Raw genomic sequence first — 24,687 nt, 5'->3', positions numbered from 1 at the left:
TGTTTATTCTACCTCAGTGAGCTATGGCCCCAGGAGATGTATTCAACGTTCCGTCTAACGTCGCTCCAGTGTTGGAGACCGACGCAGACGGGATGCTCTGCTTCGGAGAGGAGCGTGCGGGCTTCTCGCGGTTTGACCGATCGTACATCGCCGTCGCAGCGAAAGCGTTCGCCGAAGGGCGGGACGTCGCACTTGTGTATCCCTCTCCACCGACACATGTGCAGATACCGATCCTCCTCGCCGTCGGGTTCCAATCTCGGAGTACAGCACCCATCTTGTTCGTGAGCAATCGGAGTGGAATCAGAGACCAGTACTTCGAACTCGGGATGGGAGAGAAGCACGGACTCAAAGACGGGATCTCGCCGACACCACTCGGTGACGTGACAGCACCGATAGTCAAAACCGGGGACGGGTCCTCCTTGTCGTACATCACCAACCACAAACCACGGCACTGGGACCCCAAGAAACCGGAGACAGTTGCGATCGTCCACACGACGTTCGGAAAGAAGATCACGACGACGCTGTCGCCAGATCTCGATCTCTCCGGGTTCGTCTTGGACTTCACCACAGGGCTGTTGGATGACGAAGCCACACAAGAGGCGTATCGAACACTGGCCGAAGAGCTGGATATCCCGCGAATAATGGTATTTGACTCCCCGAACCACCCGTATCTTGAGACCCTTGAGTCTCGAAACGGGGACGACGTCCTCTTTTGGGGATGGACGACCTCGGCGCTGGAGTCGGCACCGCAACAGTTGCTGGAGCCAGTCACAGACACGACACACCACACAGGGAATGCCTCAAGTGACGGTGGGACCGTCCAGTCTCCGTTCACCGACTCGGTACGGAGTCTCGAGAACATCCGGAATGGGATCAACCGGTCAATCGTTGACATCGCCTACGATGATCTGGAGACGGCAGCGAGACGATCGTACGAGCGGCTCTCCAGCGCGTCGTCGTTCCCGAAGGATACGCCGGACAGCTACTCGTCTGCGAGTCGTCAAGCGATCACGAACGGCTACTTCCTCTACATGTATTTCGATACGCTACCGATATCCGTTGAGTTCCACGACTCACTCTCGTCGCTTGACGACACCCAATCGTGGGGGACGGCGGCGACCCTCCAGTCGAAAGTGAATCGGTTGCGCGACCAGGCGTCGCAGTTGGACCGAGACGCCCCCGGCAGTGGTGGAATCCTGGAAGAGGCGTGTGACGCTTTCGACGCGATGGTCGACCTACTCACGGAACACAATCCCAAAGCCGACGCCATCGTTGAGCAGATCCGCGACGTGCGGGAGGAGGGCGACACCGTCTGCGTCTTCACGGCGACACGGAAACAGGAGTCACTCCTTCGGTCGTTCGTCGCCGAGAAGACTGAGTTCGGTCGAGATGACGACCTGACCGAGAACATCTTTTTCCACAGTCTGTACAGTCCACACACGGTCCCCCCGGTAGACGTCGCCGTCTTTCCAGGAGTCCCGACGAAGAGTCACTACCCCGTGGTCCAGACAGGTGCAGTTTCCGAACAACGCTTCCTCACCTACACGTGGGACACCGGTCGGCTTGAATCCCGGCTCTCGGACATCGTAGAGACCGCCGAGTGGCGCGTCGGATCGGGCGTCCAACACCACACGGCACGACAGCTCGGGTTAAAAACGGACAGCCTCACGGAGTATGTCGACTTGGATGATCCACGGCCGCCACAACCGCGGGAGTACTTTTCAGAAGAACGCGATGGAGCAACGGAGACGTCGCTCAACCTGGACGTGCCGACCACGCGCTCGGGCGTGCGGTCGCTCCCGGAGGACGAGCGAGTCGGGTCTAGCCCGACACTCACCGGCGACGACCTCAATATCGACCTCGGATCATTGGCTCCTGAACAGAACGCGGACGGCGACGCGCGGAACTGGAACAGGGAACTGGAGTACGATGACGGCCTTGACAGGGAGACGATCGGCGGAGGTCGGACGAACACCGACCGAGACAAGGATGGGGAGGTCCGTGCACTTGAGATTGAGTTGAGTGCTGGGAACGTCCTCTATGAGGAACCCAGAGGTTTAGTCTGGACTCTAGACTCGACGGACGGCTCCGTGAACCGTATGCGCCGGTCGGCCGCGAGTCTCTCTCCGGGCGACCAAGTCATCCTCATCGAAGACGACAGCCGTCGTGACGTGTTCGAACACGTCGTTGAGAAGATCCACACCGAGTGTCGTGGACAATTTCGAGAAAATCTCGTGATGCTCGATATCTGGAATAGTGCCCTCGACCAGATAGTCGACTACTGGAGTGAGATGCAAGAACAGTTGAACCAGGATCCGACCCAACCCGACGTGGAGATGGGGAGGAGAGAGATGGCCGAGATCATCACAGAAGAACTCCAGATGTACGCGGACGAGTTCGACGCTCCTGAAGTCCTCCGAGAGCCACAGACTATCCACAATTACCTCACGCGCGAGACGATCGGCCCCTCAAACCCAGAGACAATTCAGGCTTTGGGTGCGGTCCACGAGATCGAAAGTCTTCAGAACCATCACCTTGAGATCCACCGAGGGCTTGAATCGATCCGACGGCTACACATGCAGGTCGGTAGGAAACTTGAGCAGATCATCTTCTCGTCTCGAAGTGAAGACAGCGATGAGTGGATCTTAAAGGAGGCGGGGTTGCGGGTCGGGGATGTCCAAGACGCGACCGTCGTCGAACAGGTCGTCGCGGTCAGTAAGAATACGGTCACGGTCCCCGAGTCCAAGATCGGGAGACTCCGTCGGCGCGACTGAGTGTTCGTGGGGCGAACTTAAGGGGGAAGATTGATACGTCCGCTGGTAAATAGGTGAATCAGATGACGCTTGGATCTTACTTTACCGATGGATCCAAACATCTCAACGAGGACCCATCGGATCTTCCCACATGGGCTAGTGAAGCGTATCTTGACCGGGAGCGACTCGGTCAGTTCCTCACGGAGCGGGTTCTCCAGTGTGCGAGTGGGACCGGGACGAGAGACGGTGACGAGTTCGCGACGGCGGACCTCCCATCGGACCAGTTGTTCGCCGGCACGCTGGCACCGAGCGAGGAGGCAAACAACAGCGGGATGTCGGACAAGATGGCGGAAAAGCTCATCCCGTCGGCCCTTCAGGCGACGTTTCGCCTCCCAGACGTCCGTGGGAACACACTCACCGTGGAACTCTCCGGTCACGTGTACTGTCGTGTCTTCCCGACTCTGGAGCAACAGTTCGAGTCTGCGCACGTCAGTGTCTCCGAGGACGACGACGAACAGAGTTCCTCTGGTAGCTCGGAGGCTGAACTCCTCAAGGTGTACCGCCGTATTGAGTTCGGGAGCGACCCGATCACGATTGACCTGCCCTCCGAGGGGCAGATATCGGCACGGGAGGTAGTTTCCGGAGAAATCGAAGAGGCAGTCGTTGACGAACTGGTAGAGAAGCTTGAACAGCGAGTCCACGAGATCGACGAAGACCCGGACGAACCAACTGTGTGGCGGGCTGGTCGATCGCTGGGCGACCCATCGGCCATTGAGCTGAGTGACCTTCCAGGGGCACCCGCGGACGCGACACTTGAATATGATGAGTACTCTGGAAACTACCAACTCCCACCTAGCCTCCTGAGAGTCAAGGATGAACGAGAACAGCGCGAAGTGTTGACCACGGTCGTTGACCGGATCGTTGACCGTGCGGGTGGACCGTTCGTGCCACCGTGGGACGTCACGGTCGACTGTGAGTTCACTGAAGACGACGAAGACGTCCGCGGCGAGTTGACGGTCGAGAACTCGTCAAAACCGAACCCGGGAGACCTGGACGACGATCACCGGGACTACAGGAAGGGAGTCGACGTGTACGACACAACGTTGTTCGATGTTGAGGCGACGATTCGCGTAGCCGGTTGCGAGTTCATGGACTTTACGTTCGAACGGTTGGAAGAGGACTTCCGCTATGATCGACACCTCCCAGGTCACGGGACGAACTGCACGGTCACACGAGTTGACTCACAGACTTTGGAGACGTCGTACCTTCCCACGTACCGACAGGGCAGGTACGAGACCAGAGACCCGGAGAGTTTCGACCCACCACTGGACACGACGTTTGAGACGTTAACCGACGTTCGTGGTGATGGCTTGGAGGAGCTGGAGAACATCGCCGAGCGGATGTGGGAGTACGAGTCTCAGCGGTACGACGAGTGCTTCCGCGAGTACGAGGAACAGGGCGACTTCAGAGAGTCCGACCGGGAGGCGTTCGCCGAGGACCGCGAATCGTTCAGAGACGAGATCCGACGATTCGAACGCGGTATTGAGTGCCTCCAGTGGGACAAAACCGAGGGAGACGGGTACATCGTCGACGCCTTCGAAGCGATGAACCAGACGTTTATTGAGAAAGTGACCGGCGACGATGGGACGAAAGAATACAACTCTTGGCGTCTGTTCCAGCTGGTGTTCATCCTCCGAGTTCTCCCCGACATCGCCAGTCGAGAGTACGACGAGTGGAGCGACGTCCCCTGGCGAGATGGTGCCGACGCCGAGAACTTCTCTGGCGAACCGATGGAAGCGCTAGACCTCGTTGACATCCTGTGGTTTCCGACTGGTGGTGGGAAGACCGAGGCCTACCTCGGGTTGGCCATCTTCACTGCGTTCTTTGACCGCAAGCGTGGCAAGCGGTACGGTGTCAGCGCGTGGACCAGGTTCCCGCTTCGCCTGTTGTCACTCCAGCAGACCCAACGTATCACGGAACTGTTGACGAACGCCGAGATAATCCGGCTCCAGGACTCGGACATCAACGGGCCCGGATTCCTCCCGTTCAGCTTGGGGTACCTAGTCGGGTCAAAGAACACACCGAACAAGGTTAGTAACTACGCGAAGTATGGCGACGACGACGCGTATCTCTCGGAGTTTCACAAGTACACTGGAGGTGAGGAGAATGCCGACGACCGTGAAGAGATCAAGGTGATTCCGTCGTGTCCCGTCTGCGGGGCGGACGTCAAGATCCGCGCGACGGACGACCTCCGGCTGGCCCACGTGTGCACCAACGAGCCATCGGAGTGTGCGTACCAACAGCGACCCCGTGAGTCGGGAGACTACCAGATCTTCGCGCGCGACGAACTCCCGGTCCATATCGTCGACAACGAACTGTACCGGTACGCGCCGACGATGATCGTCGGGACGATCGACAAGATCACCGCAGTCGGGTACGAGCGCAAGTCGGCGCACGTATACGCCGGGAAGATGACGCACTGGTGTCCGGATCACGGATTCGCAAGTTTCGGTGAGTGTACGGAGAAGTACGGGTGCCAAGAGAACTACGGTGGAGACAACCCGAAAGACGGGTCTCACATGGAGCCGCTCTCAAAGACACCGTTCGGCGAACCGTACGACGCCGCACCCGGCCTCCAGATCCAAGACGAGTTGCACCTCTTAGAGGAGTCCCTCGGAACGTTCGACAGCCACTTTGAGACGTTCACCGACGCATTCCAACACTACAATGGCGAGCAGCGGACCAAGATCATCGGGGCGACCGCGACGATTGAAGAGTACGAGGATCAGGCTCGCGAACTCTATCTCCGGAAGGCAGAACGCTTCCCCGCACAAGGACCGAAGCTCGGTGAGAACTTCTACGCGACGACACAAGATTCGACGCGTAGGCAGTTCGCGGGGGTGATGCCGCACGGGGAAACCCACATCAACGCGGTCATCATGCTGAACTTCTATTACCTGCGGGAGTTTGAGCGCTTCCGGGAGTACGTTGAAGACGCGGATGACCCTGTCACCGAGATTGAGGAGTTGGGGTTCACGACGGTTGAGACGAACGACGACCTACTCAACCTGTTGGACGTGTATCAGACATGCCTGACGTATACTATCAGTAAGCGTGACAAGAACCGCTACCGGAACTCAATGGACGGACAGATCGCGGGGTACCTCCGAGAACTCGGGTTACCGGAACCGCGAATTGAGGAACTGACCGGTGACACGCCGTTTGACGAGGTCGAAACGATCCTCAACGGCTTGGAGGACCCACCGGCCGACCCGACGGAGCGGACCAACGTCATCGCCGCGACGAACATGATAAGTCATGGTGTTGACATTGACCGCTTCAACTTCATGGTGTTCTTCGGGATGCCTCGCCAGACGGCCGAGTATATCCAGTCGAGTTCCCGGGCCGGTCGGCGACACCCGGGATCCATCGTAATGTGCTTCAACCCCGCGAGAGAGCGAGACCAGAGCCACTACCACCTCTTCGAGAAGTATCACGAATTCCTCGACAGACTCGTCGAACCGGTCCCGATCAACCGGTGGAGCCACTTCAGCGTTGAGCGGACGCTCCCTAGTATGATTTTCGGGTGGATGCTGAACCAGTGGCTGTACGAGTCGGGTGAGCGACTGTTCTTCGGCGACAAAGTGAGTAACCTGATGCGTGCATTAGCCGCCGGCAACGGTCGTGCACAGAACCTCTCGATCAACGACAAGGACGACTTCCAGCGACTCTTGCGACGGTCCTATGGAACCGACCTCTGGGGCGACCTGCCCGAGGCGTTTGAGGAGCGACTAGACAGGCGGGCTAACGGAGCACTCAGTCAGCTTGAGAACGTCCAGTCAGACTTCGCGAGCAACGCCCTCAACCCGGGGCCGATGACCAGCCTCCGAGATATCGACGAACCGGTCCCATTCAAACCACACGACGACGCGAACCGGCGTCTATTCAACATGATGCGAAACTGGTGATACGATGAGCGATGACATCTATATGAAACGGGGCAAGTCGCAGGTGCTGTTCAACTACCTGCCCAACAACACCTTCGACTATACCGGCGAGAACGGCATCCACAAAGTCGTCAAAGTCGAGACCATCCCCCATACCGAGTCCAACAAGGAGTACATCATTCAACAAGTAAAGAATCGGGTCGCAGCGTGGCAGGCCGGGAGCGGGCACGGGGCTGTCGGCTTCCCGAAGTACGAGGAGGACTACCAACTCGTCCGCCCGCGGGAAGTTAAGACGACGCTGTTTCCCCTCCTGTTCCGGTGTACGACGTGCGACACGGTGCACACGTACGACGACACCGACGAGTTAGACCGGTACAACAGGTCACTCAAGTGCACGAAGTCTGGGTGTGACGGTACACTTCAACAATACCAGTTTGTCTTCCTCCACCACTGTGGCGCCATCAAGACGCCTCGTCCGTACAAGTGTGATCAGTGTGGGAATTGGGACGATTGGGAGCTGGAGAACTACGGGAGCCAGCGTCTACGGAACGCCAACTGGGCATGTCAGAACTGTGGGAACACGAAGGACTTCAGAGCACGCTGTGACTGTGACCTGCCGTCACACAGCATGGTCCCGAACGTCCACCGTGCCAGCTCGGCCTACCAGCCTCAACACATCTCGGTCATTGACATCGGCTCTGACATCGAAACCGACCCACGCCGGCCCAGCTTCTCGAAAGCGGTGGTCGCCCGGTACCTCGGGTTGACCGACGACGATATCACGGACGTCCAGCTAGAAGAGGAGAACGCCAGCGAGGAGCGTGAAGAACTTGAGTGGGAACTCAAGCGGTACCGTGAGATGTATGAGGATAGTGGCTCCGAGGACATCCTTGAACAGATCGAACGAATTGAGGCAGAACTCGAAGAGATGGGTGAGTCGACCGGTCCACTCGGCAAACAGGTAGAGCGGTTCGTCCACGAGCTTAATGCCACCGACGATAAGGACGAACTCCCGAAGCTGATCCAAGAGGGCGTGTTCGACGCCTACCAGTTCCAGAGTGTCGAATCGGAACTGAATCGAACACCAGCGACGGAGTTGATCGAGACGACGGGAGAGGACTCCCCGAGTAGTCGGCGACGCCGAGAGGCACGGGCGACCCACGTACACGAGGAAATGCTCTCAATGGGCATTGACGAGATCGCGTTCGTCGAGAACTTTCCGATCACGAACGCCGTCTTCGGATACACCCGTATCGAGAACGAACCGGACAACTCGCGGCTGTGTGCGTTCTCCTCGTCGTCAGTGAGTTCCTCAAGCGACGGGACACCGATTTTCGCGGATACTGTCGAGACGGAGGCCGTCCAGTTCACGTTGAATCCCCGAGACGTGTTCCGGTGGCTGCTGGAGAACACACTACCCGGCGACCAACCGTCACAGAACCTCCGTGAAGCGGTCGTCACGAGCACACTTCCGAAGGATCGTGAAGTCCCTCGCCCCGACAGCTGGGAGTACAGCGACATCGACACCTGGCTTGAAGACACCGAGCTGGAACCGAGCCGCACCGAACCACTATCCAATTGGGGGGAGGAGGACATCCGTGCATGGTTGTTGTCCAACGTTGGAGAAGTGCCTGAACTGGACAGCCTCTCCATCAACGTCCACGACGAGCAGATAATCGCGTACATGGTGTACAATTTGGTGCACTCCATGTCGCACCTCGCTCTGAAGCAGGTCTCGAAGCTGTCGGGGATGTCTCGAACGAGTCTCGCCGAGTACCTCCTCCCACGAGCGTTGTCGTTCGTCATCTACAGTAACCAGCGAACCGACTACAACATCGGTGGAATGTACACGCTCGTCGAATCAAGTCTCGACGACCTGCTGACGGGGATCACCCAACGCGGCAACGACTGCGTCTACGACCCCGTCTGTAGCAGAGAAGGTGCGTCCTGCCACAACTGTCTATACATCTCGGAAGTCTCGTGTACGCACTTGAACCGCAACCTCGGTCGGGACTTCGTCTTCGGGTCCAAGCCGATCGCAGACCGTGGCATCCGTGGATTCCTCAGTCTGGCAAACGATGAGTGAATCCGTATCAACTAGGTTCCGAGACGCGGTCGACCTAGCCGTTATCGCCGACAGCACACGCCAACTGGACGTAATACTTGGTGACGTCTTGGTCGGATCCCCCGAGTCCGACGGACCGTTGTTCCCGACCGCGCGGAGTCGCTTTGGGGACGACCTCGCGGATGGTGTCGGGTACTTCCTTGAGAACTGCGATCTCGCAACGATCGACTCAAAGCGATCAAGTGTTAGAGAGCTCGACCGTGAGGCGGTGATTGACCTCCTCGTGACGGCTCGGACCGTCTCGCGATCGTTCCAGGCTGCGGCCGAGGAGTTCGACACCGGGGAGTACGAAATCGTCTGTACGCTCCCGGACTCCGATCCCCAGTTCGCCGACCTGTCGCCGTCCGATTTCGAGATGCGGCGTTTAACGAGCGCCTTACTCAACCTCTGTCGTGACGCTCGTGAGTCACTCACTATTGTGAGTCCGTACCTTGAGTCCGGTGGTGTCGAGTGGCTCCTTCCCGGAATTGAGGGGGCGATCCGACGTGGCGTCAACGTTACTGTCGTGTCTCGAGAACTCGAAGCTGGGGAACCGAACATGGTTGCGTTGAGCGACCTGTTCGACCTCGCAGGCGGTGAAAACGGCGAATTGCGGGTATACGACTACTACGAGGCTAACCCGGACTCGCGCCAGCCGTTGTACACGCTCCACTCGAAGGTTCTCGTCGCCGACGCCGACCGCGCGTATGTCGGAAGTGCAAACTTCACCACGTATGGGTTCGCCCAGAACTTGGAGGTCGGCGTAATCGTGGAAGGGTCACGAGTCGAACGACTTGAGCGAGTCTTTGATACGGTCATCTCTTCCGCACGGGAGGTGACCACGACGTGACGAAGACACGAGAGTTGGAGTCGGACATCGACCTGTGTGAGTGGTCCGGAACCGACGCCAACGGCGACTCGATCGATTGCGAGCGGCAAGTTGGAGGGAACGGACCCCACTGCATCATCCACTCACCAGAATCGGTATCGAAATCTAGACTCCACGACGAGGTCGAAGAAAACGCACCATTATGTGGCGCGGTCTTTCGGACCCTCGACCTGACGAACAGTGTTCCGGCACTCTCCGACAATCAACCACTTGACCTGACGGACGCACGGATTCGCCACCTCAAGTTAGACGAGGCGACGATCAGCAGTGCCGTCTGTTTGGAGGGAGCGACCATCGATACAATCACGGCCGAGAACGCCGTCATCAAGGGTGGAGTCGCCGCGTCCGGACTAACCTGTGAAACCTTCGAAGCCTCTGAGGTGACGATCGAGGGGGACCTCAAGTTGTCGCACGCGGATATCAGCGACCTGTTGGAACTCACCGAGAGCAGGATTGAGTGTCTCCGAGCCGACGACCTCACCGTCAAAGGGAAGGTGCGGCTCGACGATTGCTCGTTCCCCGAGCAAGTCTCGATCATTGACAGCACCGTGACTGGCGCGATCACGTTCCGGTACTCTGACTTTGAGGGTCGCGCCACCATCGAGAACACCACCTTCGAGTCAAGTCTCGACTGCCGGTTTGCCGACTTCCACAGTCAGGTTTCGTTTGACGATTCGGAGTTTCACTCAGTCGCCCGGTTCAAACAGACCCGGTTCGGTCCGTTCGCGTCGTCGTTTCGTGACACGGATTTCCACCGTGACGCGACGTTCACGGAGGCAGTCTCCACTGGCGTGTTGAACTTCAGTACGACAGAACGGCCCGACTCGGGTGAGCCCGCTGTGTGTGAAGGCAACCTCCGGTTGGACGACGCCGACCTCTACGAGTTGCGACTTGATGGCGTCAACGTTGACGGCGAGTTGTCGATCTCCGAAGCGTCCATCAAGGTACTCACCGCCACGGACATCCAGTGTAACACACTCAAAGTTGTCGGGACCTCGCTCGGTGGTACCGCCGAGTTCTCGAACAGCACTGTCGGCACATTGGAGGTTGTCAACTCCAGGTTCGGGGGGTTCGCCGAGTTCGACAACATCAACGTCAGGAAGTCGGCGCGTGTCAAACAGTCCGTCTTCCAGTCGGACTGTGACTTCGAGAGCACCACGTTCCTCGGGGACGTGTCCTTCGAACGGACGCGGTTCACGGACCGGACGAGTTTCAAGTCCGTCCGATTCATCCGGCGTGCGTTCTTCTTCGGCGCCCGGTTCGAGGGGACGGCTACGTTCGAGTTCGCCGAGTTCCACGAGTTGGGGTGGTTCTCTCGGCGGGGTGAGCAAGACCCCATCCCCCCGGTGGTCTTCGGTAACGAGGTGGGATTCCACGACGCGATATTCCACACAGCCGACTTCTCGGGTGCCACGTTCAGCGAGCCGGCTCGATTTGATCGGGCCTACTTCGGTGTCAACCCGAGAGACGTGACTGGGCAAGAAGAGCGACTGACGTTAGACACGACCGTCGACGAAGACGTCACCGCAACTCGCGACACCGGCGAATCGCTCTCGTTTGACGACTGGACGCCTCCAACGGAGACGGACGCGCGGTCCGACTCCGACGGAGACGGGCCCGTCAAGGAGAGGGCCGCCCCCGCCGCCCGATTCGACCATGTGACGTTCGACAGTATCGCGTCGTTCAACGCCGTGACCGTCGAAGTTAACCTCCAGTTGAGTGACACCGACGTCAAGTCACTCTACCTAACTCCGGAACGAGTGGTCACAGATACACGCATCGTGTGTAAGGACGCGGCCGTCGACACTGGCGAGATTGATCTCACCGACGATGAGGGGACCCAGTACACGGTCAATTTCAAACAGGCACGAGTCGGTGACGTTGACCTCTCCTCGGACGCGGTCCACACCGACGTCTTTGACCGGTGTCTTGTCAAGAACACCCGCTTTGACGGGTTCAACTTCATCCCACACCTCCAAGAACTCCGGACACTAAGGTGGGAGATACACCACACGAACTCCGATTCCGACAACACCTCGTATCTAGATCATCTCTGTTCCCGGCTAGGCGACTACCGAAATATCCTCTCGGCGTGGTGGTCGGATTCCGACTCATTGCAGACACACCGTAACAAGTACCAGAGACTCCAGACAACCTACCAGTACGCGAAGACGGGAGCGAACGTTACAGGCCAGAACGAACCCGCGTCCAAGTTCTTCCAACGCGAGATGCGCTATCAGACGCGGAACCACGCCGCCGAGGCACTCTTGCCCGGCCAGTCGCTCAAGCACAGAATCGTCCCGTTTGTGAAGTCTGTCCTCATCTTCCTATTCGGGATCCTCTCAAAACACGGCGAGAGCGGGTCTCGTGTCGTCGTTTCCTCGGGCGTCATCGTCGTCGCGTACTGGGTCGTTTACCTCTTCAGACCAGACACCAGTGTTGGACTCTTGCAGAATCTTGTGTTCAGTATTGGCTCATTCGCGACTCTACTCACTGGTTCGATCGGGAAATCCGTCGGTAACGCGACAGCACTCGTCGCGGCGACGGAGGGGTTTGTCGGCGCGCTTATGAGCGCGCTGTTGCTCTTCACGCTGACCCGCTCAATCCACCGGTGAACACGACTCACCGACATCCACTCCTTTGGGCGGATCCAGTTACTGTACGGTCTTTCTGTTCTTGTCGCACCGTCGCTCGGAGACATAACTCATTCCCGGCTGGCGAATTCAATTTTGGTCACCCCTGGGAAGTATGTCACAACAATTTCCGCCCCCACCAAGATTTGATTAAAAAACATCGCTGATGTACGCTGAAGTCATAAGCGGCCAACCCGACCGTAGTTTTCGATTATTACTTTCTGATCGGCAGTATAGTATCTCACGGATTTGCATTAATTGTCTCAGCACCGGAACGCTACATCATAGATTTACCTGGTCACGGCCGCTTCAAGACACTTGAATTTCGATGATATCACCGTCTTTCCCTGGTTCGTATTTGACCTCACCCACCTCACGCCGCTCTCCATTTCTCAAGTCTGATTTCTCGTACATTAACTGTACCTCCTCTTGGACGCGTTCAAACGTTCCTTCCGGAAGCTTCCCGAGAGGATTGATGATACTTCCTTGGATAGCTTCCATATCCTGGTGGATCATTCGATCGTCACGTTCCACGACGATTGTTGCAGTTTCGGACATGAATCGGTGTTCTACGTCTACTTTTTTAGCTATTCATCCCTAATGCTTTCCCTACTAAAACGAGATTGATTTGGTTGAATTTCGATACAACGCTTCTAATGCCTCGTCTAACGATGTCATTGTTCGACAATCGTGTCACTCTGTGGTTAATGCATTCGTTCAATAAATGTATATCCACGATTAAAGTAGGCCGGATAGGAGTCACGAAACTACTATCTCAGGGGAATTCGTATTTGACGACCTCCGTTGGGCCACAGTAAGGACATTGATCTGTCTGCGAGTCAATAATCGTCCCACAGTACCGACACTCATACACTGTCGTTGATTTGCTTTGCCTCGCTACGAGGCGGTGAAAAAGCTGAAGAATACTCATCGGTTGGTCTAACTCTGCGTTGAGTGCTGACTCGTGCACGACGGTCCATCCCATGAGCGCGAGATCATGCCCTGACGCTCAATCACGTCGGCGTACTCTCGAAGGAGATCGACGAGCACGAGTTCGGGGACACCGGCTTGCGCCTGTCGGAGGAGCCAGCGTTCAAGGTCGTGTTCTACTGCGTCGATACGACTTCGGCCGAATGGACGTCAAGTCCCCTCAGTCATTGTTGTGACGCGACCTTAGTGGGTCGCGCCTGCACCCCTGCAGGCGCACACAAACTCCCCGTACGCCACACGTCACAACACGCCGTCGTGGGGGCCGATGACCGCCGTCTCGTCACGACTCCACGCCCGAAGTTTTTCGACGATGTACGCCCGTGCCTCCCCAAGCGTGAACTCACCGTCGTCAACGCGGTCACCGACGATGACTTTCAACGCGTGGAATTGGCCGTGGCTGTACTCCTCGTGAAGCGATTCGCTGTCCCGCCAACTGACGGACTGGAGGACGCCATTGCCCGTCGTCTCTGAAGACTCGACAGTTTCAGCGTCGTACTCAAGGCCAAGCCACCACGTTCGATACGCTGTCACCTCGAAGTCCTGTGAAACCACGTAGAAGGCTTCGTGATGGAGATAGTCAAGATACTCTGAGTGAACCTCGTCCACTGAAACTCCCACAGTAATCGGGTCTGGGTTGACTGGTGTCTGTGACTGTCGGTCCACGGCGTATGCGTCGGTGGTCGTCTCCGTGCTCGATTGCAGGGTGTCGTACTGGTCGTGAGTCCATTCCGATGGTTGGTCGCCACCGAAGGGCGTCTCCGTAGTGAGTTGGTGTTTCAACCGATAGTCGAGAGCTCCGTTATGCGAGTAGTGGAGAGAGTGCGATGCGTCTGACCGTTCGTAGGCGATGAGTGCGCGCGCGACATCCCCTGTGGAATCAGCGGGCAAATTGTGTGCGCCCGCACCCCTGTCGGGCGCACAAAAACACGGCCAATCGTTTACTTTGAATGGGTGATCGAAGACTGGTAAGCAGACAGGGTTGCGCACATATTGGACAGAGAGTATAGAACTCGGCCGGGATTGGTAGCTGGGTGGGAGTGAACGAGGCCGGGTGCTCGCGTCCGAAGGACGTGGTCGGCTCTCGAGCGACTATCTGGGCCGGGTAGTGCTGAGAGGCCCAAATATCTTGCAGAGCCGACCGCGAGCACCCGGGGACGTTCAAGATAGTCCTTGACGCCACTCCGATCTGCAATCGTAGCTTCCTGACCAGAAGGCTAGTTGGTAGCATGGCGTTTACTGTGTGATTTAACCAACAAACGGTTGGTGGTTCTCATGGCTGTTGGGCTACCACATTTTTGAACTCTTTCACATCCTGTCCAGAAGTCCACGGCTAGCGCAACGAGGGGTTGTCGCCCTCTACTACCCTGGCAAATAGGAGATTCAGTGACTGGGTGCTTTTACTGACCCTGTTTTCTGGATGATTTACCGGAGTTAGAGTTACCGCTGGTGGTTTGTTGCGCAAACTGCTCCCACTGCTCAAGTACGTTATCAACTACCTCCAACGTCTCCTGTTTTGAATATTCGTTCACCGTAGCCTCGTAGTCGTCTTTCAGCCACTTCTCCAGTTTATCACGGATGTCGTTTCGCAAGGTGTTGATTGCTGGTCGGAACTTCTTCTTTTCGACAAGCCGTTCACTCCGCTCAGATTTTTTGCGTAACGCCGTTTTTCGCTCTGGTGGATTCCGTGTGAAGCCACTTTCGGGAATCCACTCAATTAACGTGGACAACTGCTTGGCGGTCGGGACGACTACTGTGGTAGTTATCTCACCAGTGTTTGGTTCGGGAACTTCGAAGATCACTTCATACGTATCCGCAGGGTACGGAATGTTTGCTGTGACGGCTCTTTGTCGTGGCGTACGTTTTTCATCGGTGAAGAACGACACATACTGCGGGACAGTAATGCTTTCGAGGGTGTCCCCGTTGACGTTAATAACCCTTACCGACACACCGTCTTGGGCCGTTTGAACCAATCCTGAACCTATCTCCCTCATTTGGTCGACGAGCAATTCACTCGTATCCGTTATCGTCCCGGAAACAGACATTACTCGGTCTTTCAGTGTGCCTTCCTCTGGAACTGGATCGAAGCCGCTCTCAATGAGGAGTTTGAACGTTTTTGCGTCCATCCAGGAACCGTTGTGAGCCATAAACGAGTTCGCTCCCGTAATGGCACCCACGTGGCTTTGGGACAGGTAATACGTGGTTGAGTAGAGGTCAGGTGTAGCGTGAGCAGTATCGCCGTCGTCTGCTAAAGACGACGGATACTGAGTGTTGATGAAGTGGTGTCCTACCTCCATCTCGGCTGTAGCGGGCGGTGCACTAATCAGAACTCCTGTTGAGGCTGGGGGTTGAAGATCCTGCACGCCATCGCCGTCCGCATCTTCTGGGTAAATCGGTTCCACACCACGAAGACTAGACTCATCGAATTCCCACCAGTTGTGAAAGTCAAAGTACTTCTCAGGAAGCATTGCTATCGTTACATCGAATGCCGAGATTTCCATCTGGGGATTCTTAATCACGTCACCATTCTTTACAGAGAACACTTCTCCATCGTCACCATTCGTGACCGGTGTAAGGTCATTGAGCGTTTGTTGAACAAAAATGAAATCTTGCGCTCGGGAGAATGTTTTTTTGTATTCGCCTTTTACGTATCCCGCAGTGTACCGGTAGATATTGACCCGATGCGTCGGGAACAGGAACTGCATCTGCTTCGCAATTTGTTCCACCTTGTCCACATAGGAGAAACGCGAGTCTTCAAGCGTCCCGTAGTCGTCAGGCCGCTCGACGGGCATCACACCAACGTTCAACGCAGGCATCGTAACGATTGACACCTCACTCTCGTCCTCGCCAATTGTGAGTTCTTGGTCTGCCGTTTCCAACCCCTCTCCCGTCACTGTAAGTGAGACTGTATCGCCCTCCTCAACAGTAAACACGGGCGAATCGAAGTTTCCATTGTCCACCAGTTTATCGAACAGGGCAACATCACTTGTGACAACGTCTTGGACCGTCGCTGCTTGAATCATTAGCTCACCTTGTGTTTCTCCATTTACCGCAACAGACACAGTCACTGGACCGCCAAGTTGGTCTACGTTCTCCCCCGTGATGTCAAACATGAACGCGGTCGCCTTGTTTGCGACCAATGGGGGATCACTCAGGTGAGTGTCGTCGGTTAAGAATTCCGAATCATTAATCACATCTTTGTTATTGTCTAGACGGCTATTCTCCACACTTTGAACAAGTCGTGGATTCGTAATACTGATACTTGTTGTTGTCTTTGCGTTAGGCCTGACTGCGGCTTTGTAAATCGTTACGTCGTCAATTCGACCGGTGTAGTAGCGTGTGTTGGGGTACTCTGGTTGCCCACCAAGGTATGCAGGTCCAGTCGGGTTGATGTCTCCTTGGTGGTCGACTGCTGTGCCGATGGGCTCGTAGTCTACGTATAATTCGATTTGGTCTGCGTCAGTGTCACGAACGGCATCCACTCGATGCCACTGCCCGTTGGTATACGTGGTGTCCGACTTCACATGGTCGTTCCCAAGGGAGGGATCATCTTTAACTCTGAATGCCAAACGTCCCTCGCCTTCGCCGTTATCAAAAAGTGTGATCCGGAACCGTTCGTTGCTATCCCCTCGCTTCGCAAACAGTGTTTCATTCCCACCGCTTACACCGTCCGACTTGAACCAGAACGAAACAGTGTACGACCCATTGAGGGGATCAAGTGTATCTTCTTGGCCAAGACGGACGTAAGAGTTGTTAGATTTATCAAAATTGATGACGGTACCGCCGTGGTCGGTCACACGGTCGGCTCGTACAATCTCACCGGTGTGCCCGTTGCCACTTCGGTCAACCACGGTTGTTCCAGTCCCTTCAAAGTCATAGTTCGCCTCTGGACTCGGCGTGTCAAGATACTTCCCAAGCAGTTGGTATTCTCGTATCGGAACATCACACGCCGTATAGCAAAGATCCGGCGCCCGGTGTTCTGTGATGACTAGTTTAAATTGCTTCCCTTCGAGGGGGTCACTCTCGAATGTGTGCCGCACATCAGGCGTCCCATCACCTGTGACAGACCCTGAGAACACCTTCTTCAATGACCAAGAATCGGATGGAGAATCACGGGCGTAGAGTTCATATTCGGTAACGTCTCGGTCACCGCCCGTCCCAATTCGGAGGTAATCTTCCGTAACGCGGGCCTGATGTGGTAGCGTAAAAATAGCAATAATCGTGTTTGGGTTACCAGCCACCTGCCACTGCGTGTCTGGATCATCATCAATCATATCCACTGGGCTTCCTTTCCATGTATCTTGGGTGATGTCTGCTGTAGCTCCGTTTGTTTTGGCGTTCACGAATGTTTTCTCAGATTGCGCTGACACCGTTAGTGTAGAAAATCCAATAGTGGAAGCGAGAGTACCAGTAAGTTTCAACAAATCCCGCCGCGGAATTGAATGGGCGTTGTTTGCAGTATGACGCTGGTCACGTCCATATTCAGAGCCAAAGCCGATGTTGTCTTTGTCAGACATACCTCATCAATAGGGACAAAGTATGTTTGTTATACACTGTTTGAAATTCGACAAGTGAATCCTGAATATGGCCAACTTAATAGAGTGTAATTGAGATGACTTAACGGTAACGCTTTGCGGGCGAGAGATGAAACCACAGTTTCCGAATTAAGTACTTAAACCAGGCTGTGGCTCGGCAAAACACCCCAATAATACCTGAAAGATAATGTATTTATCAATATGCACGAGAGTCTTAACGTAAGCACGGTGCGTCGGAGGGCAATAGACGGGAACCCTGGTCCTGCAGGTTCAAGTCCTGCTGGGGCATGATGGCAGTTCGGAGAGTACTGTCATCAACTTACTCCGGCAAATAGACAAGGAAATTATCATTTCCGGCATTCTCAGCACCGCCTTTGCAACAACTGGCGTGGCGTTTCCGGTTATCCTAGCGCTCATCGCGTACATCGTCATTCAGGCGAAGAACGTTGCCCTCATTCCTTCGGCCGCTACCTGGTGAGAATAATCTATCTCACTCTGAAATTGGACGGCTTGTATCGATCCTGGTACTCAGTTCTCATTGTGGCGCTGCCAGCGAGCATCCTGAATGAGTTCAACCAGATAGCGACTTAGGCTTAGTCCTTCTTCGTCGGCTTCTTCCTGTCATTGGCCTTTGTGCTGGCGATGACAGTAGATATCGACGCTGGTCATTCCTTCGCCTATTCCCTTATTATCGTCCATCAGTCGACGGGGCACTAATGGTCCATCAGTCATCAAGAACCGCCATATGGTTAGATGGTTGTCTGGATATTAATGATACTGCTCGGTTGAGATTACGCGTCTTGAGTCTCCTCGGGGCCAAATTTATTTAGCAGGTCTTCAATGATGAGTTCTTCGCGCTTCTCAATGAACTCGGAGAAGTTCTCTAAGCGGTGGAGGTCCTCGTTCTGTGGGATGTGATGCTTCTCGAAGTAAGAGTCGTCCTGGGATTCCAGCCATTCGAGGAAAGACTGGCCGCTCTTTGAGCGGTTTTCGTTCTCGTTGAGAAGTTGGAGGTTGCCAATTCGGTCTTTGAGTTCCACGTATCGTTTTGCCTCAACAGGGTCTAGTCCATAGTCTTGAACCAGCGTTTCCGTGTCGAACTGGTCCTGTGGGAAGATGTGGTCGACATCATGTCGCGTGTTACTCCGGGCTGGTCCAGGGTGGTAGAGCAACGAGAGGAACGAGAAGGTCTTTCGACTCCCGTATTCAAGGCTGTCGAGTTGCAGTTCCAGTAGGTCACGGTCGAATCTGGAGACACGCCCATCGCTTCGTAGTTCACGGTGAATCTCGTCGCCGGGGAACGTCATAGCAGGCGCAGTCTGCATTAGTGACCGTGCTCGTTCGATGGCTCCTCGTCCGACAGAGAACGTGCCGTTGAGAATTGACGTACAGAGCCATTGATGAATCTCTTCTCTAGCTGAAATCTCCTCGTGACCGCTACTCCATTCGAGGTTCGGATTGTCGTTGATATAGAAGAAATATGCAACCGGGACGAGGGCGTTCCGACTTGTGAGACTGCGAGAGTCAAGGCCGAAGTCAACAATAAGGTCAACAGCGTTTCGTACTGCCTGCTGCATCTTGCCGTTGTCCGTCCAGGTCTGCTTCATCCTCTGGAGGTTCGATTGGTTGAAGTGACGAACTGATTCAGAGGTCGGCAAGTCGGAGCACATCAGGAGATTGCGAAGCGCGAAGTCAATATCGAAGCTAAACCCAGCGTCCTGGCGTCGACGATTGAGGTCGTCGATGAACTCTGTAATCTCCTCTCGAGCATTGATGGCGTTTACACCGCCTCCATTCGCCCACTGAGCAGTTGCGATAGAGAGCAGGACTTCGGAGGTACTGAGTTGGGTTCCGCCGCGATTTGTCCGAATGAACATATCAAGGACCTTCCCCAAGTCATCCTCTTCTTTCTCGTCGTAGTTGATGAGGCTGCGTTCGTGAACAGCGCGATAAAGAGCAGTGAGGTTCTTATTGATGAACTTCCACTGCGACGGATGGTCGATATTCTGCTCAGAGAGTTCGCCATCAATCTCTTCGGTGATATCGTGAATACCGTCGTATTCGTTGAGTTTGAGGATGTCCTTAGCCCGATACCAGTATTCGTCTTCAGACATCTCGGGGTCAGTTTTGAACTCGAGCTCATACCGCATCTTGAGGTCGTCGTCGCTAATCTCGTTGGGGTCAGAGAGAACGTTGAGATAGAGTTGCTTTCGGTCCCACGCGTTCGGATTCGTCCGGTGGCGGTGTTTCTGCTTGGTCGTCAGCGTCCCCTGTAATCCAATATAGAGCGCGGTGAGTCGCTGTTGACCGTCAAGGACTAATTGAATCCCGTTGGGAACGTCCTCGTAGTCTTCGACCTCGGGATTACGGTGATGGACGTTTCCCAAGCTCTCCGGGTGGACGGGGTCAGTGACGTAATGCTGAACGAATTTGTACTTGATTTGCTCTTGGGCGAGGTCACCCCGAACGCGCCAAAAGAGAAGAGATCCAATTGGGTAGTCTCGGAGGATGGAATCAAAGAGTTGGATGATTTGCTCATCGGTCCAGACAAATTCTCGCTGGATAGCGGGGACGAAGGTCGCCGTATTGAGTTCCTGAATGGCGTTGGCGATAGTTTTAGATTGGAAACTCATTGTCACGAAACTGGCGTGACCCAGCACTAAAAATACTCCCGTTAGATACTATAATTTACCCTACACATATTCCGTGCTCTCGATAGCCTCGATCACATCATCAAGACATGCAGGATCGTATTCCTCATTGACATGATTCACATTCCACAGTCCGGATTCGCAGATTTTCCCGCTCCGGCTATGATGACCTAGCCAATCATCTGGGCGAGCGTCAACGGCCTCTCGCTGGTAGTTACTGAAGAGTGCAATCGTGTTTCGCTCGATGTAGGCCCGTTGACTATCGGTGGTTCCGCGCATCGCTCCTCAATGCGTTCGAAGTCGGTCCCAGAGCGAAGTACTGCTTCCTTCGGAAACCGCATGAGTCCCGATACGAGTTACTCGAAGTTGGTCGCCAGATTCTCGATATTCGTCCGGCACGCAACAACTCTTATTCGGAGCCGTTTCCGAACAACCGCTTCGCCCGCCCCCAGACAGACTCCGACTGTGACTCCTCCTCGTCCGGACTCGCACCAACGACTTGCTCCTCATGGGTTTGATCTGTCGCTTGCTCACGCTCTGCGAGTTCGGCTGTGAGTTGCTCAAGTTCCGCTTCAAGTTCCTCGATGCGGTCGTTCTTCCATTCGAGGAGTGTCTCGAGTTCTTCGACACGCTCGGTCAACAGCCGATTCTTCTCGGTGAGATACGCTTGACTCCGCTCGGACTCGCCACGGCCAGTATCGACAGAGAAGTCCTGAGACGAGTCCTCTCTCGGTTCTGGGTCGTAGAACGCCGACGTATTCTGTACTGCTCGCTCAATCGTCTTCTCGCCATACGTCGACCCGTCGGCGTAGTGGACCTCGTCCTATTTGTCACGAAGTAACCCTGACTGGCGGAACAACTCGTCCATTCGGGGTTGGTCGCCGCCAGTCCAGAACGCCAGCATGTTACAGAGCGCCATATCAGCCTCCGACTGGCTATCGTATCCACCCGTGTTCCCCTTCCAGAGGCGCCCGAACTTCGCGCCATTCGACGCATTCATCGCCTTCTCCAGTAACTTCTCATCCGCAAGATCCACATCGACGCTGGATGGTCCATCCGTCGCGGACTCCTCGTCAGCGCTCTCACGTCGGTCTGGTTCGCCCTCCGAGTCGTCGTCGGTGTCTTGGACGTACTCACGATGGACTGCCGTGAGCGCGTCCTGTCGCCGTGCAACACGCGTCGGTGTCTCCTCAACATGGTCGCCGGTGACTGTAAAGAACCGCGCTGTATCGTACAGCTCGAAACTCCCACGCCGATTCCGACCATCGGGAAGTTCTCCTTTGATAAGCACGTGATACCCGGTGCCGGACGGCGACACCTCCGTGTACGAGTCGAGGCGCTCGATGATGTCCAGCGCCGCGTCGTCAGCATCTCCGGTTTCGGGGTCCCGGCAGTCGTCGAGATCCACGCCGACGATCGGATCATCGTCGGTAAAGACGAACCCGACGCCGTCCGCGTTCCCCGTTTCGATGTAGTCGAGAGCTGTCTCGAACACCGTCCACGTCTCCGAGTCTGTCGAGGACGCGAACTCGCCCGACCCCGGCGTCACCGGAATCTTCGTCATTTTTCCATCCCGTTGCTCTTCCTTCCAGCATACCCACTGCTCGCGCTCACACAACTCATCCGGAAGCACCGAGACCTCGACCAGTGACTCAGAATCCATCTTCATTCCTCCTTGTATAATTCTCTTGGAACATCGCACACCCACTATCACGACGATGATAAAACGGTTCCCGACGAGCAGGCTGACCGTTACCTTGTCCAACGGGTGCAACCCATTCTATAGTGGTTGAGCGCAGGCGGGGATTGTTGGCAGAGTGAACGGGGCTACGAGCATTCAATGGGTTTGAGGATAGCTAATTCGGCATCAACTTCAGCGGTAATATTGAGCCAATAATTCAGGAGTCTGAAGACTTCTCCCAACCACTAGGAGAGATCTGGACCGATGGACTCCAAGCATACCGGGAAATGGATTACGGTCACCAAACGGTCGTGCACAAGGAGACGTACGTATCGCCGGAAAGCGTCCATAGTGACCAAGCTGAGTGCCTATTTTCGCTCGTTCAACCGTGGCTACGGAAGTTCCGTAGCCTGTCCAAGCAGAGCTATAGGCCAGTCGCACCTTCGGCATCGTTCAGTCACTCCATCTGGCTGGCGAATCCATTGCGTCAATCATTGATTGTCTCGTTATCGGGGCTTTCCGCAGTTCTAGAGAAGAGCGCTCCGGTTTAACCAACGATGCGGAGGACTACGATTCTGTGTTGGTTAATTCGTGGGGGTTCAGAACTGATGAACGGGCTTCACGCGGAACGTATCTGGGTCACCGTTCGGCATCTCGTTGGTTCGATCCGAGGACGACTGCGAGAGTCGGTTGACCAGTTCGTCGCGAACCGCTTCACGGCTGACAGTTGTTTCGTGCCAGCCGAGACGCTCGTCGAAATACCGCTTCTGGAACTTCTCGCCGACGTCGTCGACGGCAATGAACTGCGTCCGCTTCACTCCCACAACGCTCGTCGAGACGAACTCAGCACCGACCTCTTCGTGGGTGAGTTCGACGAGCGCGCACTCGACAAAAGAGACGATGCCAGTCGGACTTCTGTCGTGAGGGAGCGTCAGTTCAAGATCTGCCCACGGTTCTTCGCTTGATTGCTCTATCTGTTCGCCACGTAGTCGAGATTGCTGTTGCTCGTGTTCGGATGACATGGTTGTTGAGTGGGTGCCTACGACGACCCCCTCGCCCCTCTCGGGGGCGACAAACACCACCGCGAATCGCATCACCAACCAATGAGCGACTTCTGATACATTTGTTGCAGACGTTCGTCGTTTGATGGCCCCTCGGCCAGAGAGAGCCAGCGGCATTTGCACCGGTGTACCCTAGCCTTCCTTTGGATGATTTTGAAGGTATAGAGGGTATCGTAACAGGCGTAGATTAGACAAGAGGCCCGTCGGGCAGTTTTCAGGCGGTAATGGTGACCTCGACGAACTTCAAGACACGGCTGACTGGAATAATTGTGCTTGACGAAGTGGTGAGAACCCCGAATTCGGGAGAATCGGTATCAAGTCCTGGGCGAAACTCGACAACAGTGAATTCCAGCAGTTGCCGGTAGCTCGTCGCGATTCGTGGGTCAATTACCCTTTTCGGTCGAAAACAAGCAATACAGGGCCTGAAAAGTGCATGACGGAGGTTCTGAACTCTTCGAACTGCTCCTTCTATAAAAATATAAAAATTATGGTAGTTTTCTTACAAACGACAGCTAGTCCTCACGTTCTTCATCCGAAAAGAAACCTTCTGCGTCAGAAAACAACGGGTCCAGGCCATTCCCAGTATTGAGGCCGGGTAGACCTACTATTTCTTCTTGCGATTCCGCAAACCCATCCAGCCCGAATACCTCCTCACCGAACCCTAGATCTACTTCCGGTTCTTCAATCGATATACTGGGTTCCCAATCGAACGCTCCAAAGCTGGATTCTGCCTGTTCAACAGACCCGAGTGCTGGGGTGGTGTGGTGAATATAGAGGATACATTCAGCACGGCGGTATCTTCAGATCACTTGTTTCACAGAATACGATTATAGTGTCTATGCTAGCGGACGACTGCTACAGGTGAAGATCTTGTACGACTGCTAGGTATTGAGAGGACAGCATCTACACCAGCGTGGGTACCCTGATCACCGTTTAACAGCTGACTTCGAAGCGGATGCACTAGATACCCAATTCATCATAGTTACACAGGCTACTCGGCCACCATCCCGTGCGTCAAGCGAACTAAGCTCCCACCTCTCGTTTTGGCCCACATGAACTACTCCAATCGAACTCGGGTACTGAATCGTCTCGTACTGATAGCGTTAAATTTGCGAGGTAGACGGACCCACAATGGACCCCGTGGAATCCGACAATGGTGTCGTTGCCCTCGTTTACAAGGACAACGAACAATACTTCATCATGTCTAATCTCCTTCATGACCGCTTCCATGCTCTCACCAGAATTGAGTGTGTACTCTCCATATAGATGAGCCGCGTCGGGGATTTCAACCGCTGTAATAGGGTCCTGCTTCACTGACCCAGAGCCAAACCCGTTTGCCGTTCCCAGTTCGAAAGTGTGAGAGTCACCACTCAATCGACGGACCGTCAATGATGCCCCGACCTCAGATATCCACACCTCGAATCTATAGGTATCGTTCGCTTCATT

Annotated in this window: 12 protein-coding genes and 2 pseudogenes; 6 read left to right on the top strand and 8 right to left on the bottom strand. The window is 55.2% G+C overall.

The window, feature by feature from the left end; genetic code table 11:
- Positions 1-23: 23 nt before the first annotated feature.
- From P2T57_RS20050 to P2T57_RS20030, 5 genes are all read left to right on the top strand, one after another.
- A complete protein-coding gene (locus P2T57_RS20050) occupies positions 24-2,774 on the top strand; it encodes a DISARM anti-phage system protein DrmE domain-containing protein (protein WP_276302675.1) in 2,751 nt (916 codons plus the stop codon).
- A gap of 62 nt (positions 2,775-2,836) precedes the next feature.
- Positions 2,837-6,721 (top strand): helicase-related protein, encoded by a 3,885-nt coding sequence (locus P2T57_RS20045; protein ID WP_276302760.1) that lies wholly within the window; start codon positions 2,837-2,839, stop codon positions 6,719-6,721.
- A 4-nt stretch (positions 6,722-6,725) separates the two neighbouring features.
- Positions 6,726-8,786 carry a hypothetical protein gene (locus P2T57_RS20040; RefSeq protein ID WP_276302759.1) on the top strand — a complete coding sequence of 687 codons (2,061 nt, stop codon included), beginning with the start codon at positions 6,726-6,728 and terminating at the stop codon, positions 8,784-8,786.
- The gene (locus P2T57_RS20035; protein WP_276302758.1) at positions 8,779-9,654 is read left to right on the top strand and encodes a phospholipase D-like domain-containing protein; all 876 of its coding nucleotides are present in this window, start codon (positions 8,779-8,781) and stop codon (positions 9,652-9,654) included. The genes P2T57_RS20040 and P2T57_RS20035 overlap by 8 nt, the downstream gene beginning before the upstream one ends.
- On the top strand, positions 9,651-12,308 hold the full coding sequence (locus tag P2T57_RS20030; RefSeq protein ID WP_276302757.1) for a pentapeptide repeat-containing protein: 2,658 nt from the start codon (positions 9,651-9,653) through the stop codon (positions 12,306-12,308). Before P2T57_RS20035 ends, P2T57_RS20030 begins: the two co-directional genes overlap by 4 nt.
- A gap of 327 nt (positions 12,309-12,635) precedes the next feature.
- On the opposite strand, the gene P2T57_RS20025 is transcribed toward P2T57_RS20030, so the two are convergent.
- The 7 genes and pseudogenes from P2T57_RS20025 to P2T57_RS19995 all read right to left on the bottom strand — a co-directional run bounded on the left by P2T57_RS20025 (position 12,636) and on the right by P2T57_RS19995 (position 22,162).
- Positions 12,636-12,884 carry a hypothetical protein gene (locus P2T57_RS20025; RefSeq protein ID WP_276302756.1) on the bottom strand — a complete coding sequence of 83 codons (249 nt, stop codon included), beginning with the start codon at positions 12,882-12,884 and terminating at the stop codon, positions 12,636-12,638.
- 672 nt (positions 12,885-13,556) lie between these two features.
- Complete coding sequence (locus tag P2T57_RS20320; protein WP_337250819.1) at positions 13,557-14,303, bottom strand: DUF6735 family protein; 747 nt, start codon at positions 14,301-14,303, stop codon at positions 13,557-13,559.
- A gap of 410 nt (positions 14,304-14,713) precedes the next feature.
- The gene (locus P2T57_RS20010) at positions 14,714-17,830 is read right to left on the bottom strand and encodes a LamG domain-containing protein (protein ID WP_276302754.1); all 3,117 of its coding nucleotides are present in this window, start codon (positions 17,828-17,830) and stop codon (positions 14,714-14,716) included.
- A gap of 809 nt (positions 17,831-18,639) precedes the next feature.
- Positions 18,640-20,481 carry a DUF262 domain-containing protein gene (locus P2T57_RS20005; protein WP_276302753.1) on the bottom strand — a complete coding sequence of 614 codons (1,842 nt, stop codon included), beginning with the start codon at positions 20,479-20,481 and terminating at the stop codon, positions 18,640-18,642.
- 60 nt (positions 20,482-20,541) lie between these two features.
- Entirely contained in the window at positions 20,542-20,778 is a 237-nt protein-coding gene (locus P2T57_RS20450) for a GIY-YIG domain-containing protein (RefSeq protein WP_474198315.1), read from the bottom strand.
- Positions 20,779-20,784: 6 nt separating this feature from the next.
- Complete coding sequence (locus P2T57_RS20445; protein ID WP_474198314.1) at positions 20,785-21,009, bottom strand: GIY-YIG domain-containing protein; 225 nt, start codon at positions 21,007-21,009, stop codon at positions 20,785-20,787.
- Positions 20,909-22,162: pseudogene (locus tag P2T57_RS19995) on the bottom strand (phage NrS-1 polymerase family protein). The gene P2T57_RS20445 and the pseudogene P2T57_RS19995 overlap by 101 nt, the downstream one beginning before the upstream one ends.
- Positions 22,163-22,362: 200 nt before the next feature.
- Here P2T57_RS19995 and P2T57_RS19990 point away from each other — a divergent pair.
- A pseudogene (locus tag P2T57_RS19990) lies at positions 22,363-22,709 on the top strand (IS1595 family transposase); the annotation flags it as partial.
- A gap of 70 nt (positions 22,710-22,779) precedes the next feature.
- On the opposite strand, the gene P2T57_RS19985 reads toward P2T57_RS19990, so the two are convergent.
- The gene (locus P2T57_RS19985; RefSeq protein ID WP_276302761.1) at positions 22,780-23,202 is read right to left on the bottom strand and encodes a DUF8030 family protein; all 423 of its coding nucleotides are present in this window, start codon (positions 23,200-23,202) and stop codon (positions 22,780-22,782) included.
- Positions 23,203-24,687: the final 1,485 nt, after the last annotated feature.

Source organism: Halorussus lipolyticus, assembly GCF_029338375.1.
Taxonomy (GTDB): domain Archaea; phylum Halobacteriota; class Halobacteria; order Halobacteriales; family Haladaptataceae; genus Halorussus; species Halorussus lipolyticus.
This window is presented reverse-complemented; position numbering and strand designations above follow the sequence as displayed.

Bases quoted from the DNA above. Each gene is read 5' to 3' on its own strand.
- P2T57_RS19985 (WP_276302761.1), bottom strand. From the start codon at position 23,202: ATGTCATCCGAACACGAGCAACAGCAATCTCGACTACGTGGCGAACAG.
- P2T57_RS20045 (WP_276302760.1), top strand. From the start codon at position 2,837: ATGACGCTTGGATCTTACTTTACCGATGGATCCAAACATCTCAACGAG.
- P2T57_RS20005 (WP_276302753.1), bottom strand. From the start codon at position 20,481: ATGAGTTTCCAATCTAAAACTATCGCCAACGCCATTCAGGAACTCAAT.
- P2T57_RS20450 (WP_474198315.1), bottom strand. From the start codon at position 20,778: ATGCGCGGAACCACCGATAGTCAACGGGCCTACATCGAGCGAAACACG.
- P2T57_RS20010 (WP_276302754.1), bottom strand. From the start codon at position 17,830: ATGTCTGACAAAGACAACATCGGCTTTGGCTCTGAATATGGACGTGAC.
- P2T57_RS20025 (WP_276302756.1), bottom strand. From the start codon at position 12,884: ATGTCCGAAACTGCAACAATCGTCGTGGAACGTGACGATCGAATGATC.
- P2T57_RS20040 (WP_276302759.1), top strand. From the start codon at position 6,726: ATGAGCGATGACATCTATATGAAACGGGGCAAGTCGCAGGTGCTGTTC.
- P2T57_RS20445 (WP_474198314.1), bottom strand. From the start codon at position 21,009: ATGAGGAGCAAGTCGTTGGTGCGAGTCCGGACGAGGAGGAGTCACAGT.
- P2T57_RS20035 (WP_276302758.1), top strand. From the start codon at position 8,779: ATGAGTGAATCCGTATCAACTAGGTTCCGAGACGCGGTCGACCTAGCC.
- P2T57_RS20050 (WP_276302675.1), top strand. From the start codon at position 24: ATGGCCCCAGGAGATGTATTCAACGTTCCGTCTAACGTCGCTCCAGTG.